Below are 16,685 nucleotides of genomic sequence, written 5' to 3'. Positions count from 1 at the left end.
GAAAAAAAACTTTCAACCAAAGAATTAAAACTATAAGGATACAATAATGGATAAAAGAGTACAATCAGTAAAGTGGTTATATTTAACTTTCTTTCTACTTCCTGTCCTTGCAATGGCTCAAGAAAAAGAAACGAAAGCAGAAAAAGAAACCAAAATCGATGAAGTGGTTTTGGTAGGATATTCCAGAGTTTCTAAAAAAGATGTTACCAACGCCGTTGGTTCTGTAAAAGCCGAAGCTGTAAAGGATATGCCTGTTAACAGCGCTGCAGAAGCCATCCAGGGAAGAATTGCCGGTGTACAGATCACTGCAAGTGAAGGCTCGCCCGGTGCAGAAGTTGAAATTAAAGTAAGAGGTGGTACTTCTATCACACAGAGTAATGCGCCCTTATATATCGTAGACGGAATCCAGATGGATAATGCACTATCTATCATTTCACCGAAAGAAATTGAATCAATTGAAGTATTAAAAGATGCTGCTTCCACTTCTATCTACGGATCGAGAGGTGCAAACGGGGTTGTGATAATTACAACAAAAGGAGGGCGCAAAAAGGCGGTTACAACGATTAACTACAGCGGTTACACAGGGGTTAGAAAAATCACGAATACGATTCCGGTTTTAGATCCTTATGAATTTGTAATGTACCAGTATGAACTTTACAACAAAAACGGTGTCGCTGAAGATATTACAGCTTTTAATACAAGATATGGAACGTATGACCAACTTGCGACCAAATATCAGAATATTAAAGAAAGAGATTGGCAAAATGAGCTTTTCGGACAAGAAGCATTCAACTTTACGCATAATTTAAGCTTAACAGGAGGATCTGACAAATCTGCATTTTCATTAACATTAAATCATGTGGAAGAAGACGGTATCATGCTAAATTCTGGTTTCAGAAGAAGTATGGCCAACTTTAAATATGATTATGATGTTTCTAAAAAATTAAAAGTTGGATTCAACGCAAGATACAGCCGACAGCTAATTTCCGGAGCAGGAACTTCTGCTACAGGATCTCAGGGAACAAACAGACTGAGAAATGCGGTAAGATATCAACCTTTCGAAGGAGGAAGTAATGTTCCTGTTGACGATTTTGATCCTAACTACGCAACAAATACCAATTTGGTAAATCCTTTATTGTTGAATGACAATGAAATAAAGGACGCAAGAACCAATGACTTATTATTAAACGCCTATTTAAACTATAATATTACGAAAGACTTAACTTTCAGAAGTGTTGTAGGTTATGTACAGAAAGATAATTTTGTGAATCAGTTTTGGGGAACTATTACAAGTGATGCCAGAGCGAATAACAATCAGCCGATTGTACAGTTAACAAGAAACCAAACCAGAAGAATTACCAATACGAATACTTTAAACTATACAAAGAAATTCGGAAATCATAAACTTGATTTATTATTGGGTCAGGAAACGGTACAGACCGATGGTGAAGTATCCAGTACTTACACAAAATGGCTTCCGGTTTCTATTCTTCCTAACGAAGCATTTGCCAATATTCAGGCGGCAAGTCCGCCATCAGGAATGATTCAGGATGCACCAAAAACAAGTGCATTACCTCCGGACAGATTAGCTTCTTTCTTTGGGAGAGTCAACTATATTTATGACAACAAATATATCATAACGGCTTCTGTAAGAGCGGATGGTTCTAATATTTTTGGTCCTGAAAATAGATGGGCAACATTTCCTGCGCTTTCAGTAGCATGGAAAATGAAGGAAGAAAAATTCCTTAAAAACAAAGAATGGCTGGATGAGCTTAAACTTCGTTTTGGATATGGTTTAGCCGGAAACAACAGAATTACCCCTTATTTATACAATACATTCTTTACTACATCTACAGATTTCGGATATACTTTCGGAAGCGGTGTGACGCCTGGAGCGACTACCGGAACTGTTTTAGCCAATCCTAACATCAAATGGGAAGCTACTGTTTCTAAAAACCTAGGGATTGATTTCGGATTTTTCAACGGAAGATTATACGGTAGTGTAGACGGATATATTACCGATACAAAGGATCTTTTGGTTTTAGCTAAAATTCCACAGACTTCAGGTTATGATTCTCAATTTCAAAATTCAGGGAAGACTCAGAATAAAGGAGTTGAAGTTTCATTAGGAGCTATTATCGTAAATAAAGAAAACTTTACATGGAAGACTGATTTTAATATCTCTGCCAACAGAAATGTTATTAAAAGTTTAGGCGCCAGTAATGGGCCAAACAGTACTCAATATCTTGTAGCTTCGGGATGGGTAAATAATTTATTTGATTTTATTGCTAAAGTTGGAAACCCTGTAGGAACTTACTACGGGTATGTTACGGAAGGAAGATATGAAATCAGTGATTTTGATTATAATTCAACAACACAAGCCTATACTTTAAAAACAGGAGTTGCGAGTAGCAGTGCGGTAGCAAACGGTTCAAAACCAATCCAGCCGGGAGATCTTAAATTAAGAGATCTTAATGGTGACGGGCAGATCACAGCAGCTGACCAGACAGAGTTAGGAAGCGCTCAGCCAAAGTTTTTCGGAGGTTTCAGTCAGACTTTCAGATACAGAAACTGGGATATGAGCTTATTCTTTAATTTCTCTGTTGGAAATAAAGTGTACAATGCTAATAAAGTAGAGTTTACCACTCAATATTTATACAGAGACAACAACATGGCTGCGGAAGTTGCAGACAGATGGAGATGGTTTGACAATAACGGTGTTAAAGTGAATGATCCCACTGCCCTAGCCGCTTTGAATGCTAATACAACAATGTGGACACCTCCACAGGGAAATTACATTTTACATTCCTATGCCATTGAAGATGGATCTTTCTTAAGATTAAACAATGTAACGATAGGATACAGCCTTCCGAAAAATTCATTAGAAAGCCTTGGTATCAAGAATTTCAGGTTATACGCTACGGTTAATAATCTATTTACCATTACAGGTTATAAAGGTTACGACCCTGAAGCAAGTACAAGAAAAAACCCTTTAACTCCGGGGGTAGATTATGCTGCATATCCTAGAAGCAGATTTATTTTAACAGGTGTTGATATAACCTTTTAATTAAAACTTAAACATGAAAAAGACAATAATTATTTTAAGTTGCATCCTGTCCTTAACTACGCTTAATTCATGTAATGATTATCTGGAAGCAGAAAATTATTCAAGTGTGGCAGAAGCGCAACAATTTGACAGTACAGCAGATACATTTTCCGCATTGGTAGGGGTTTACAGCCAGCTTGCCGGTGATGATGGATATGGACAAAGATTATCATTGATCTATCCTCATTCAAGTGACGACTTCAGAACTTCAGGAGATTACAACTGTAACGACAGAAGAGGAATTGCTACGTTCGGATCTTGCCCTACCAATACAGAACTTAATAAACCTTTCTTAAAATTATATTCAGGAATTGAAAGAGCGAATCTTTGCATTAAAAACATTCCGCTTTCTCCGGTTTACCAGACAGGTTCTGATGCCGATAAAAAATTAATGGATCGCTATCTTGGTGAGGCATTAACCTTAAGAGCTCAATTTTATTATGAATTAATAAGAAACTGGGGAGATGTTCCGTTTCAGGATAAACCGTCTGCAGATCTTGAGGATCTTTATCTTGCAAAAACAGACAGAGATTTTATCTACGAAAGAATGATCTCTGATCTTGCACAGGCTTCAGTATTAGTTCCGTGGAGATCAGAAGGAAGCACAACCAATGCAAGAATTTCCAAAGGTTTCGTAAAAGGTCTTAGAGCAAGAATTGCATTAGCGAGAGCAGGATATTCTTTAAGAAGAAGCCCGCAAGTGATGGCACAGGGGTCAAATCCTCAAACCTATTATCAGATTGCTTTAGATGAGTGTAAAGACATCATGAATCATACAGGAGAACACAGTTTAAATCCTAGCTATGAAGCCGTTTTCAAAGCGCTACACAGCAATTCTCAAGATGCTACAAATGAAATTATTTTCTGTGTGGGAGCTTTTGGAGGAAATGCCAGAACAGACAGTAAAATTGGGTATTATAACGGTTTAAAACATGATGATAACTCCAACTGGAAAGGTGGTGGCGGTATCAATGCACTCCCAACTTACTTCTATGAGTTTACTAAATATGACTTAAGAAGAGACATGAACGTTGGAATTTTCAAAGTAAACAACACCAACCAGGCAGAATTGGTAACGGCGATTTCTTTCACAGATTCTAAATACAGAAAATCTTGGACAAATATTACAGGTCCTTCTCAAAACCTTGCAGTAGACTGGCCTTTATTACGTTTTTCAGATGTATTATTAATGTTTGCTGAGGCTGATAATGAAATTCATGGAGCGCCTTCTGCTGATGCAATCAATGCCGTAAAAGCAGTAAGAAACAGGGCTTACATAGGAAACTTAGCTCAGGTAGGAACAATTCCGACTGATAAAACCGGATTCTTCAAATATATCGTTCAGGAAAGACTGTTGGAACTTGGTTCTGAAGGAATCAGAAAATATGACCTGATCCGTTGGAATCTATTAGATGCTAAAATCACAGAAACAAGACAGAAATTGACAGCTTTCGCAAACGGAACGGGCCAATATGCAAATGTTCCGCTAAACCTTTACTTTAAAAAATCGGTTTACGATCCTACAAAGTCTGCACAGCAAAATATTAATGACATCGATATCTACTATACTGGTGGAGACAAATCTCAGGTATTTTACATGGCTTCACAAGATGCAACGCCTACAGGTTACACAAAAATTGCCTGGAGAGCAGCAGTTTTACCAACTTACATCAGTGATCCGGTAAAAGGTTTTGCTCAGTATTTCCAGCCAAATAAGAGAGAATTATTGCCAATTTATAGCGATATCATCCAGTCTAACTACAATCTTACCCAAGATTACGGTTACTAGAAGATAAAAAAATACATTCATATCAAGTTAGATACAGACTTACTCCGTAACAAGAGCTAAGTCTGTATTTTTAAAAAAATCCAAAATCAAATTCAATGAAAGCTTCCACTTTTCATAAAAATTTTATTCTGTTTTCTGTTTTTTCTGTATTAATTTTAAGCCTTCTTTCTTTCAAAACTAATGATAAAACAATCGTGGTTTCGAAAGACGGAAAAGGCAACTTCACCACAATACAACAAGCCGTTGACGCGGTTGAAAACAGAACTTCAACAAGAACAAAAATTTTAATCAAAGCAGGAGTTTACAAAGAAAAAATCATCATTCCCGAAACAAAAGGAGCTATTTTATTGGAAGGAGAAAATCCTGAAAACACGATCATCACTTACGACGATTTTGCTTCAAAAAAGAATTCTGAAGGTAAAGATATTGGAACAACAGGTTCTTCAACTATTTTTATTTATTCAAATGATTTTACAGCGAAAAATATTTCGTTTGAAAACAGTTCAGGAAGAGTCGGACAAGCTGTTACCGTTTTGACTTCAGGCGACAGGATTATTTTTGAAAACTGTAAATTCTTAGGAAACCAAGACACTTTATATTTAAAAGGAGCTCAGGATTTAGTTGATAAAACAAAACCATCAAGAAATTATTTCAAAAACTGCTATATCGAAGGTACAACCGATTATATTTTCGGAGCCGGAACAGCCGTTTTTGAAAACTGTACAATTTACTCAAAAGAAACGGCAAGCTATGTGACAGCTGCTTCTACTCCACAGGAAAACGAGTTTGGATTTGTCTTTATTAAATCTAAAATTACCGGAAATGCTAAAGAAAATTCAGTCTATTTAGGAAGACCTTGGCGACCTTTTGCTAAAACCGTTTACATCAATTGTGAAATCAATTCCACCATAAAACTAGAAGGATGGCATAATTGGAGCAAACCTGATGCAGAAAAAACAACTTTCTATGCAGAATCTAATTCTAAAGGAACAGGAGCCAACATTTCCAAGAGAGTTTCCTGGTCACACCAACTAACCAAAGAAGAAAGAAAAAAATACACTACAGAAAATATTCTCAAAGGAAACGACAACTGGAACACGAAAAAAAGTTTAAAATAATTTAAACCACACCATCACAACCACCAAAGATTTTCAATCATGAAAAAACACTTCACAAAACTATTCACGATAGGAATTTTATGCGGTATTTCCTCATTGGCAAATGCTCAGAATGTGTTGAGTTTCCCCGGTGCAGAAGGTTTCGGAAGATACACAACCGGCGGACGTGGCGGAAAGGTTTATTTTGTAACGAAATTAACAGATGACGGTTCAGAAGGTACTTTGAGATATGCTTTAGACCAAAAAGGTCCGAGATATATTGCTTTTAAAACAAGCGGAACGATTTATTTAGAATCTCCATTAAAAATAAAAGAAGGTGACGTTACCATTGCCGGACAAACCGCTCCCGGAGACGGAATTACCGTTGCCAATTACGAAACTTTCGTTGGCGCAGACAATGTGGTTATACGTTACATGCGATTTCGAATGGGAGATCAGAAAAACTATGAAGGCGATGCTTTGGGCGCAAGATTCATTAAAAATCTGATCGTTGATCATTGCTCAATGAGTTGGTCAACAGACGAGACGGTTTCTATTTATGTCAACGAAAATACAACACTTCAATGGTGTGTCATTGCAGAAAGTCTGAGAAATTCTGCTCACCAAAAAGGCGCTCACGGATACGGTGGAATTGCGGGCGGAAAATTTGCCTCTTTTCATCATAATATTTACGCTCATCACGATAGTAGAAATCCGCGATTGGGGGAATATGCAGGAAGCAAATTTGCCTTAACCGACCTTACCGATTTTAGAAATAATATCATTTACAATTGGGGGCACAACAATGTTTACGGAGGCGAAGGAATGAATGTGAATATCGTCAATAATTACTACAAACCCGGCCCTGCAACAATGACAAAACAACGAATTGTTGCCATCGATAAAAACGAAAAACCCGAGACAGAAGTTTACAATATTTGGGGGAAATATTACATCAACGGAAATGTAATGGAAGGAAATCCTGCAGTCACAAAAGACAATTGGACGGAAGGTGTTTTCAGTCAGATGAAAGCTTCTTATAATTTGACGGATAAAGATAAAAACTCAATAAAAATCAATCAGCCACACGATATTCAGAATAATGTAAAAACGCAGTCTGCAAAAGAAGCTTACGAGAAAATTTTACAGATCGGTGGAGCAAGTTTGGTGAGAGATGCAGTGGATCTGCATGTTTTGAAAGATGTAAAAAACGGAAGTTTCACTTACAAAGGTTCAAAAGGAAGTACCAACGGAATCATTGATTCCCAAAAAGATGTCGGCGGATTTCCAGACCTGAAACAAGGGAAAACTCTACTCGATTCGGACAACGATGGAATGCCTGATGAATGGGAAATTAAAAATAAATTAAATCCAAAAGTGGCCAACGCCAACGGAAGAGATTTAGATAAAAACTACGATAATATTGAAGTTTATTTTAATGATATTGTTAAAAAAATAACCGAAAAACAATTCTAATAACCATGAAAACTCTTGTTAAATTCGGTAAAAAATAATCAACTTTAAAGTTTAAAATCATGAATTTCATTAACAAAAACATAAAAGCATACGCTGTTGCAATTTTAGGTTCAGGAATGTTCTTGGCATGTGCTCAAACTAAATCTGTAGCATCAAAACCTGCAACAGAAAATTCAAAATCAGGAAAAGTAGTTCCAACCAACCTAAAATGGTCTGAAAGAATGCTACTTTCCGAAATGAACCGTTTTCCGGAATCCTGGATGCTTGATTTCAGTAAAAGTCCGAAATGGACCTATCCATCAGCTATTGTTTTGGATGGAGCTGAACAGGTTTATGCAAAAACAGGCAAAAAAGAATATTACGACTACATTAGCAGCTTTGGAGAAAAATTGGTGAAAGAAGATGGCAGTATCCTTACCTACGAATTAGATAAATACAATATAGATCTTCTAAACAGCGGAAATGTACTTCTTTATCTTTACGAAAAAGAGAAAAAAGAAAAGTATCTAAAAGCTTTGAAAATGCTTCGTTCTCAGATTGACGGACAACCAAGAACATCAGAAGGTGGTTTTTGGCACAAAAAGATCTATCCAAGCCAAATGTGGCTGGATGGTTTATACATGGGACAACCATTTTATGCTCACTACACCAAAGATTTTGCAAAAGGCGCAGATGCAACAAAAGCTTATAATGATGTTGTTTTACAGTTTGATTTGATTCAAAAACATTTGGTAGACAAAAAAACAGGATTGCTGTATCACGCTTGGGACGAGAGTAAAGAACAGGCTTGGGCAAACAAAGAAACCGGAGTTTCTCCTAATTTCTGGGGAAGAGCAATGGGTTGGTACGGAATGGCAATGGTAGACGTCTTGGATTATTTACCCAAAGACCATCCGGGAAGAGCAAAATTAATTTCTTACTTAAAATCTTATACAGATGCTATAATAAAAGTTCAGGATAAAGACAACGGACTTTGGTATCAAGTGCTGGATAAGGCTGGAGAAAAAGGAAATTACACAGAAGCTACAGCATCATCAATGTTTGTCTACACGATCATTAAATCTGTCAACAACGGTTATCTTCCAAAATCTTATAAAGCTGCTGCCAAAAAAGGTTATGATGGAATTATCAAAAATTTAATTACAGTTGATGAAAATGGTGTGGTTAATTTAAATAAATGCTGTGCAGTGGCAGGTTTAGGAGGAAAACCTTACAGAGATGGTTCTTACGAATATTATGTAAACGAAGAAATTCGTTCCAACGATGCAAAAGGAACAGGACCATTTATCTTGGCAAGTATAGAATTTGAAAAATAAAACCTACAATCCAATTCCTACCACCTAAACAATGAATCTGATTTTATGAGGACAAAAAATATTTTAAATATAGCAGCAATTGCAGCATTTTCAGTTGCTTCAACATATCTTAATGCACAGGAAAAAAACTATGTTTCCGAAGTTTGGACTGTAGATCAGGGAAAAAACTTTAGAAATCCTGTTTTGTATGCAGATTATTCCGATCCGGATGTGATTCGTGTCGGTGACGATTATTATATGACGGCTTCAAGTTTCAATGAAGCTCCGGGATTACCCATTCTTCATTCAAAAGATATGGTGAACTGGAAATTAGTGAATTATGCACTTCCTGACGTTCTTCCGAGCGAACATTTCTCTACTCCAAAAAGAGGTGACGGAGTTTGGGCGCCAAGCATCAGATTTCATAAAGGTGAATTTTACATTTATTGGGGCGATCCCGATTTCGGAATTTATATGATTAAAACCAAAGATCCATTGGGAACTTGGGAAAAGGCTGTTTTGGTAATGGAAGGAAAAGGCTTGATCGATTCTTGTCCGTTTTGGGATGAAGATGGAAACGCCTATTTAGTTCATGGTTGGGCCGGAAGCCGTGCCGGAGTGAAAAGTATTTTAAGCCTAAATAAAATGAATCCTGAAGGAACAAAGGTCTTGGATAAAGGCGTTCACGTTTTTGACGGTCACGACGCACATCCAACCGTGGAAGGTCCCAAAATGTATAAAAGAAACGGCTATTACTATATTTTTGCCCCTGCAGGAGGAGTTGCTACAGGTTGGCAATTGGTTTTAAGATCAAAAAATATTTACGGTCCTTATGAAGAGAAAGTTGTGCTAGAGCAAGGTTCCACAAAAATCAACGGACCTCATCAGGGAGCTTGGGTAGATACGCCTTCAGGTGAAGATTGGTTTTACCATTTTCAAGACGTTGATGCGGGTGGAAGAATCGTTCACTTACAACCTATGAAGTGGGAAAAAGACTGGCCTGTCATCGGAATCGACAATAATAAAAACGGAATCGGCGAACCGGTTTTAACCTATAAAAAACCAAACGTCGGACAATCCTACCCTATCGTTACCCCAAATGAAACAGATGAATTTGATGGTGAAAAATTAGGAATTCAATGGCAATGGAGTGCGAATGAAAATATCGTCTGGTCATCCAAACTTCCGGGACAAAAATTTTTAAGATTATTCTCAATGAAAGTTCACGAAGGTGAAAAAAATCTATGGAACGTTCCGAATTTATTAACCCAAAAATTCCCGGCACCAAGCTTTGCAGCTTCAACAAAAGTGAAATTAACACCCGAAGATGCCAAAGAAGGAAAAACAGCGGGATTATTGATCATGGGATTAGATCATGAATCAATCGTGATTACAAACAAACCCGACGGATATTATTTACAATTAAGAAGAGCTGAAAAAGCAGATAAAGGCGGTGAAGAAAAAGTTTTATTTGAAACAAAATTAAAAGGAAACGAAGTTTATTTAAAAGTAAATGTAAACGAACCGAATGGTTTATGTCAATTCAGTTACAGCGAAAACGGAAAAAATTTCACAAAAGCAGGCGACGTTTTCCAGGCAAAACCCGGAAAATGGATTGGAGCTAAAGTCGGTTTATACAGCGTAAGCACAACCAAAGCACCTCGCGGAGGATATGCGGATTTTGATTGGTTTAGAATTACTAAAAATTAATTATTTCCCACAGAATATCCTTAAAATAAAAGCTATGCCAGCTAATTTTAAAATCAATTAAAAAAATTAAAACTCAAAAAAAATAAAATGAAGAAGTCTCTCAAAGTTATCGGTTTAGTAGTAGCAATGATGTTTTCAGGGCAAATGTATGCTCAGAATCCGGATATTTATAAAAACATTGAGTTTAAAATGCCTCAGGTTACAGAAACTTCTTTTGCCGCAAACACCGTTTCAATCAATCACTATGGTGGCGTTGCAGGCGGAAATGTAAAAAATACAGAAGCTTTCAAAAAAGCGATCGAGGATTTAAGTAAAAAAGGAGGTGGGAAATTAGTCGTTCCCCGCGGAATGTGGCTAACAGGCCCAATAGAACTTAAAAGCAACATCAATCTTCATGTAGAAGAAGGTGCTTTCATCGTTTTCAGTAAAGATAAAGCAGATTATCCTTTAGTTGATGTAAGTTTTGAAGGATTAAATACCATTCGTTGTCAATCACCTATTTCGGCTAGAAATGCAACTAACATCGCGATCACTGGAAAAGGGGTGATTGACGGAAGCGGTGACGCATGGAGAGCCATCAAAAAAAGCAAAGTCGCAGAATCTGAATGGAAAGAAATCGTAAAATCCGGAGGAATTCTATCTACTGACGGTAAAAACTGGTATCCTTCAGAAAGCTATAAAAAAGGATTTGAAAGCAGTTCAAGCTTCAATGTTCCTGATAAAATTTCTAAAGAAGAACTGACAACAGTTAAAGATTTCCTTCGTCCGGTTATGGTAAGTCTGGTTGGATGCGACAAAGTTTTATTAGACGGCCCAACTTTCCAGAATTCTCCAGCCTGGAACCTTCACCCATTGATGTGTACAAACGTTATTTTAAGAAATCTTACGGTTAGAAATCCTTGGTTTTCTCAAAACGGTGATGGTGTAGACTTGGAATCTTGTAAAAATGTTTTGATCTACGATAATACTTTCGATGTTGGTGATGATGCAATTTGTATTAAATCAGGGAAAAATGAAGACGGAAGAAAAAGAAATATGCCCACTGAAAATGTTATCATTAAAAACAATGTTGTCTACCACGGTCACGGAGGTTTTGTGGTAGGAAGCGAAATGTCTGGCGGAGCAAGAAACATCCACGTTTCCGACTGTACTTTCATCGGAACAGATATTGGTCTTCGTTTCAAAACAACCCGCGGAAGAGGTGGAATCGTTGAAAATATTTACATTAAAAATATTGATATGATCAACATTCCGACACAAACAATTGGTTTCAATATGTTCTATGAAGGCGCTTCTCCGGTTTTGGAAGACGGACAAAAACAAGAAGGCAACAAAGCACCGGAAAAGGTTTATCCGGTAACAGAAGAAACTCCGATCTTTAGAAATATTTTCTTTAAAAACATCAATGCTGTTAATTCTTATGAAGCGATCACTTTGTTTGGTTTAGCTGAAATGAATCTTAAAAATATCGTTATTGAAGATTCTCAGTTCGACACGAAAAAAGCTTTAACAATCGTTGATGCAGACGGAATTCAACTAAAAAATGTTAAACTGAAATATTCTGAAGGAACAGGCGCAACAATTTACAACAGTAAAAATATCAACCTTTCAACAGTAAAATTTGAATCTGCAAATAAGCCGTTCGTTAAGGTTTTAGGAAATAAAACAGGAGCAGTCCTGTTACCAAAAGAAGTCACGTCTGATAAAAATTTGCTTTCTATCGGAACTGATGTAGCTAAAAATGCAGTTAAATAAATATTTTAATTATTTGACAACATGAATTTTAGCAAAAAACTTACTTATATTTCTATTTTTTGGTTAGGAGGCACATTAGCATTCGGTCAAGTTCCACGACCGAATGCTACTCCTTACACCAATGAAGTGACGTATGAAAAATTCAAGAAAAAATATTCTTTCATCACACCTATCGACCGACCTGTTCCGCAAAACATTGGAGTTGATAAAGATGTAGAATATACCAACATCAACGGACTTTCCTTAAAAGCCGACATCTACTACCCTCTCGATAAATCAAAAAAATATCCGGGAATTGCTATGGTTCACGGCGGTGGTTGGGTTTCAGGAAGTAAGGAGAATGAAAAATTTATGGCAATGGAATTAGCTTCAAAAGGATATGTTGTCATCACAATCGGATATCGATTGGCTGATGTTGCAAAATATCCTGCAGGAGTTGAAGATATTGAAACAGGTATTCAATGGTTAAAGAAAAATCATTCAACATATTCTTTAAACAAAAAGAAAATGGTGGTTTTGGGTGAATCTGCCGGAGCTCAAATTGCGACTTTAGTTGGGGTTAAGAAAAAGAATAAATTGCAGGCTATTGTCAATGTAGACGGCGTTGTTTCTTTTGTTCATGAAGAATCCGGCAAAGAAGGAACTTACGACGCTTATTGGCTGGGTTATCCACAAAAAGACAATCCGAAAATCTGGAAAGAAGCCTCACCTTTGGAATATGTGGATAAAAACACACCTCCCATCCTTTTCATCAACAGTTCGCAACCTCGTTTTCATGCAGGAAGAGACGATATGATGAAGAAACTGAAAAGCTATAATATTCCGACAGAATTTCATGAAATTAAAGATTCTCCACATTCATTTTGGTCTGCAGAACCCTGGTTTACAGAAACATTGAATTTAACGGTTGACTTTTTAGATAAAGTTTTGAAATAATAATTTTAAACGCAAAGTTTTATTAATAAATATGTTAAACTTTAAGGAGCAAAGAAGAATCAATAAATTGATTTGATAAAGTTAGCGTCATAGCTTCGCGAAGCAATTTTTTTTGCCTTTGCTCTCTAAAAACTATGAGGTTTTATAAAAAACTTTACGTCAAAAAAAGAATCCAACCTATGAAAAAATTATTCTTAATTCTGTTCATTTCGATGACTCAATTTCTGTTTGCAGGAAATGAGCCATACATTAAAATTACCGTAGCAAAAGACGGAAGCGGAGATTTTACATCGATTCAGAAAGCAATTAATTCTATTAGAGATTTAGGACCTTCCGAAGCATTGATTTTTATTCAATCCGGAACTTATAATGAAAAAGTTGTTATTCCATCTTCAAAACATAAAATCATACTAGAAGGCGAAAATAAAGAAAATACCATAATCACTAACAATGATTTTTCAGGAAAACTGGATTCTTTTAATGAAAAAATGACAACATTCAATTCCTACACTTTATTGGTGATGGGTGATGATATTAAAATCAGCAATCTGACGATTCAAAACAGTTCTTGTAACGAAGGACAGGCGGTTTCACTTCATGTGGAGGGTGACCGTTTTATTATTAAAAATTCAAAGATTCTGGGTTGTCAGGACACAGTTTATTCCGCAACCAATCACAGCAGACAATATTTTGAAAACTGTTATATAGAAGGAACAACAGATTTTATTTTCGGGCAGGCAACAGTTGTTTTTAAAGGCTGTACTATTAAAAGTTTAGCAGATTCTTACATCACAGCCGCAGCAACGGAAGCCGACAGAAAGTATGGATTTGTCTTTTTTGATTGTCAATTAATAGCTAAAGAAGGTATTACAAAAGTCTACTTGGGAAGACCTTGGCGACCTTACGCAAAAACAGTTTTCATCAATACCGAAATGGGAAAACACATTCTCCCCGAAGGCTGGAACCCCTGGAAAGGCGATAAAATGTTTCCTGATAAAGAAAAAACAGCTTATTATGCAGAATTTGGGAGTAAAGATGATGGCAGAAACACGACAAATCGCGTAAGCTGGTCACATCAACTGACAAAAAAAGACTTGAAAAATTATACTTTGGAAAAAATCTTCGATGGATGGGAACCAAATAAATAATTCGAGATGCTTCGACTTCGCTCAGCATGACACTGGTAAACATTATGTTAATTAATTACTTATCAAAACAGTTAGTATTAGCGCTGTCATGCTGAGCCCGTCGAAGCATCTTAAGTTTAATTAAAAAATAAATTTACTTAAAATGAAAAAGCTTACTGCACTATTTTTATTTCTGTCAGTACTGACATTTGCACAAAAACCAACCCTATTCCTCATCGGCGACTCCACCATGGCCAACAAGGAAAATCCTGATAAAAATCCGGAACATGGTTGGGGACAGGTTTTACACCAGTTTTTAACAACGGGAATTGAAGTCCAAAACCATGCGATGAATGGCAGAAGTTCAAAAAGTTTCAGAACAGAAGGAAGATGGGACAAAGTTGAAAAACAGCTTAAAAAAGGTGATTTCGTAATTATCCAGTTTGGGCATAACGATCAGAAGTTGAAAGATTCCACAAAATTTACCAATCCCTACACTCAGTACAGAGCCAATTTAGAAAGATATGTGAATGAAGCCAGGGCAAAAGGTGCAACTCCAATTCTGATGACATCAATTGTCAGAAGAAATTTCAATGAAAATGGAGTTTTAATTGATACTCATAAAGAATACCCGTTGGTTGTAAGAATGGTTGCGAATGATTTGAAAGTTCCTTTCGTAGATTTGCAGTTATTAACGGAACAGCTGGAAGTTTCTTATGGTCCGGAAAATTCAAAAAAACTTCATTTGCACTACAAAGAAGGTGAAGATCCATACTATCCAAAAGGAAAAGATGATGACACGCATTTATCAACTCTTGGAGCAGAATCTGTTGCAAAACTGGCCGTAAAGAATTTGAAGAGTTTGAAAATTGGATTGGAAAAATATATTAAATAGGTTTTTAATCTTAATAATTAAAATAAACATACAAAAATGAAATTCAAAAAAGAACCCTTCTTTGACGGTAATTCCGAATGGGAAGACTTAGGGAATGGTCTTTCCAGGCAATTTGTGGGATACAATTCACAGGTAATGATGGTGATTGTAAAATTTGAAAAGGATGCCATTGGCGCTTTACATCAGCATTTTCATTCTCAGATCACGTATGTTGCTTCAGGAAAATTTGAAGTGACTGTTGATGGTGAAGTTAAAATTTTACAAAAAGGCGACGGATTTTTTGCACAGCCTAATATTTTTCATGGCGTAAAATGTCTGGAAGAAGGGCAATTGATTGATTCCTTTACCCCGTTTAGAGAGGATTTTCTTAATTCTTAAATAGTTGGTTGGAAAACGTAAAGGCGCAAGTTTTTAATATAAAATATTTATTAAGGCGCAAGGATTTTATCTTCGATAAAATTTTACACGAAATAACTGAAAATCTCCTGTCACGCTGAGCTTGTCGAAGTGTTCTTGCGCCTTAAAACAGAAATAATTTTTATAAACTTTGCGCCTTTGCGATTAACCAACATAAAACCAAATCTTTAAAAGCAATGAAAAAAGCTGTTTTAATAGTATTAATTTCACTTTTGACTCAATTATCCGCTCAGGAGAAAATCATCTTGTGGCCAAAAGGTCAGATGCCAAATTCCAAAGGATTACAGTTAAAAACCGAAGAAAAAGACGGTAGAATTGTACAAATAAAGGAAACCGAACTTTTCGCGTTTTTACCTCCAAAAGAAGAAAGAAAACAGATGGCCGTCATCGTCATTCCCGGTGGTGGATATTATAAACTGACTTACGATTTGGGTGGTTATCAAATTGCAAAATGGTTTAATACGCTAGGAATTTCTGCGTTTGTTTTAAATTACAGATTACCGACTTCTCCCGACTTGAAGCAGAAAGAAATTGCACCTCTGCAAGATGTTCAGGCAGCGATAAAATATCTTAGAAAAAATGCTGAGCAATATGGCATTTCACCAGATCAGATTGGCGTGATTGGAACTTCTGCTGGTGGACATCTGGCTGCAACGGTGAGTAATATTCCTACAGATTATACAGAATTAAAAGGTGATTGGGAAAACTTTTCTACCATTCCGAATTTTGCAATTTTGGTCTCTCCGGTTATCGATTTGGGAGAATTTGCTCATGTTGGAAGCCGAAATAGTTTGCTTGGCGAAAATGCTTCTCCGGAAAAAATAAAAGAATATTCAATGCAAAATAGAGTGACGGAAAAAACTCCGCCTACGATATTATTTCATGCACAAAACGACAAAACAGTTCCTGTGATGAACAGTATTTTGTATTATCAGGAAATGGTAAAAAATAAAGTAAAAGGTGCACTATTTATTTTCCCGGAAGGTGAACATAAAATCGGTATTACCAATAAATCTGAACTTACCGATAACTGGAAAAAATTATGCTCAGACTGGCTGAAAACTATCGGTAATAAGTAAGTA

Annotated in this window: 12 protein-coding genes; all 12 read left to right on the top strand. The window is 36.4% G+C overall.

Annotation, left to right across the window (positions count from 1 at the left end; translation table 11 throughout):
* Positions 1-46: 46 nt before the first annotated feature.
* The 12 genes from BT156_RS19440 to BT156_RS19385 all read left to right on the top strand — a co-directional run bounded on the left by BT156_RS19440 (position 47) and on the right by BT156_RS19385 (position 16,682).
* Complete coding sequence (locus tag BT156_RS19440) at positions 47-3,067, top strand: SusC/RagA family TonB-linked outer membrane protein (protein WP_072412596.1); 3,021 nt, start codon at positions 47-49, stop codon at positions 3,065-3,067.
* A gap of 13 nt (positions 3,068-3,080) precedes the next feature.
* Positions 3,081-4,895, top strand: a complete 1,815-nt coding sequence (locus BT156_RS19435; RefSeq protein WP_072412595.1) for a RagB/SusD family nutrient uptake outer membrane protein — start codon at positions 3,081-3,083, stop codon at positions 4,893-4,895.
* A gap of 95 nt (positions 4,896-4,990) precedes the next feature.
* Complete coding sequence (locus tag BT156_RS19430; protein WP_072412594.1) at positions 4,991-6,013, top strand: pectinesterase family protein; 1,023 nt, start codon at positions 4,991-4,993, stop codon at positions 6,011-6,013.
* Between the two features lie 39 nt (positions 6,014-6,052).
* The gene (locus tag BT156_RS19425) at positions 6,053-7,468 is read left to right on the top strand and encodes a pectate lyase family protein (protein ID WP_072412593.1); all 1,416 of its coding nucleotides are present in this window, start codon (positions 6,053-6,055) and stop codon (positions 7,466-7,468) included.
* Between the two features lie 59 nt (positions 7,469-7,527).
* Positions 7,528-8,784 carry a glycoside hydrolase family 88/105 protein gene (locus BT156_RS19420; protein WP_072412592.1) on the top strand — a complete coding sequence of 419 codons (1,257 nt, stop codon included), beginning with the start codon at positions 7,528-7,530 and terminating at the stop codon, positions 8,782-8,784.
* A 45-nt stretch (positions 8,785-8,829) separates the two neighbouring features.
* Positions 8,830-10,473, top strand: coding sequence for a glycoside hydrolase family 43 protein (locus BT156_RS19415; protein WP_072412591.1), 1,644 nt, complete (start codon positions 8,830-8,832; stop codon positions 10,471-10,473).
* Between the two features lie 87 nt (positions 10,474-10,560).
* Positions 10,561-12,228, top strand: a complete 1,668-nt coding sequence (locus BT156_RS19410) for a glycoside hydrolase family 28 protein (protein WP_072412590.1) — start codon at positions 10,561-10,563, stop codon at positions 12,226-12,228.
* Positions 12,229-12,249: 21 nt separating this feature from the next.
* On the top strand, positions 12,250-13,164 hold the full coding sequence (locus BT156_RS19405; RefSeq protein WP_072412589.1) for an alpha/beta hydrolase: 915 nt from the start codon (positions 12,250-12,252) through the stop codon (positions 13,162-13,164).
* Between the two features lie 179 nt (positions 13,165-13,343).
* Complete coding sequence (locus BT156_RS19400) at positions 13,344-14,312, top strand: pectinesterase family protein (protein ID WP_072412611.1); 969 nt, start codon at positions 13,344-13,346, stop codon at positions 14,310-14,312.
* Positions 14,313-14,454: 142 nt separating this feature from the next.
* A complete protein-coding gene (locus BT156_RS19395) occupies positions 14,455-15,186 on the top strand; it encodes a rhamnogalacturonan acetylesterase (protein WP_072412588.1) in 732 nt (243 codons plus the stop codon).
* 36 nt (positions 15,187-15,222) lie between these two features.
* Positions 15,223-15,564 carry a cupin domain-containing protein gene (locus BT156_RS19390; protein ID WP_072412587.1) on the top strand — a complete coding sequence of 114 codons (342 nt, stop codon included), beginning with the start codon at positions 15,223-15,225 and terminating at the stop codon, positions 15,562-15,564.
* 215 nt (positions 15,565-15,779) lie between these two features.
* Complete coding sequence (locus tag BT156_RS19385) at positions 15,780-16,682, top strand: alpha/beta hydrolase (protein ID WP_072412586.1); 903 nt, start codon at positions 15,780-15,782, stop codon at positions 16,680-16,682.
* The last annotated feature ends 3 nt before the right edge of the window (positions 16,683-16,685 follow it).

Source organism: Chryseobacterium limigenitum, assembly GCF_900114875.1.
Taxonomy (GTDB): domain Bacteria; phylum Bacteroidota; class Bacteroidia; order Flavobacteriales; family Weeksellaceae; genus Chryseobacterium; species Chryseobacterium limigenitum.
This window is presented reverse-complemented; position numbering and strand designations above follow the sequence as displayed.

What these genes read in the sequence shown, in the direction of transcription:
- BT156_RS19390 (WP_072412587.1), top strand. Translation starts at nt 15,223, where the DNA reads ATGAAATTCAAAAAAGAACCCTTCTTTGACGGTAATTCCGAATGGGAA.
- BT156_RS19425 (WP_072412593.1), top strand. Translation starts at nt 6,053, where the DNA reads ATGAAAAAACACTTCACAAAACTATTCACGATAGGAATTTTATGCGGT.
- BT156_RS19385 (WP_072412586.1), top strand. Translation starts at nt 15,780, where the DNA reads ATGAAAAAAGCTGTTTTAATAGTATTAATTTCACTTTTGACTCAATTA.
- BT156_RS19430 (WP_072412594.1), top strand. Translation starts at nt 4,991, where the DNA reads ATGAAAGCTTCCACTTTTCATAAAAATTTTATTCTGTTTTCTGTTTTT.
- BT156_RS19395 (WP_072412588.1), top strand. Translation starts at nt 14,455, where the DNA reads ATGAAAAAGCTTACTGCACTATTTTTATTTCTGTCAGTACTGACATTT.
- BT156_RS19440 (WP_072412596.1), top strand. Translation starts at nt 47, where the DNA reads ATGGATAAAAGAGTACAATCAGTAAAGTGGTTATATTTAACTTTCTTT.
- BT156_RS19410 (WP_072412590.1), top strand. Translation starts at nt 10,561, where the DNA reads ATGAAGAAGTCTCTCAAAGTTATCGGTTTAGTAGTAGCAATGATGTTT.
- BT156_RS19400 (WP_072412611.1), top strand. Translation starts at nt 13,344, where the DNA reads ATGAAAAAATTATTCTTAATTCTGTTCATTTCGATGACTCAATTTCTG.
- BT156_RS19415 (WP_072412591.1), top strand. Translation starts at nt 8,830, where the DNA reads ATGAGGACAAAAAATATTTTAAATATAGCAGCAATTGCAGCATTTTCA.
- BT156_RS19435 (WP_072412595.1), top strand. Translation starts at nt 3,081, where the DNA reads ATGAAAAAGACAATAATTATTTTAAGTTGCATCCTGTCCTTAACTACG.
- BT156_RS19405 (WP_072412589.1), top strand. Translation starts at nt 12,250, where the DNA reads ATGAATTTTAGCAAAAAACTTACTTATATTTCTATTTTTTGGTTAGGA.
- BT156_RS19420 (WP_072412592.1), top strand. Translation starts at nt 7,528, where the DNA reads ATGAATTTCATTAACAAAAACATAAAAGCATACGCTGTTGCAATTTTA.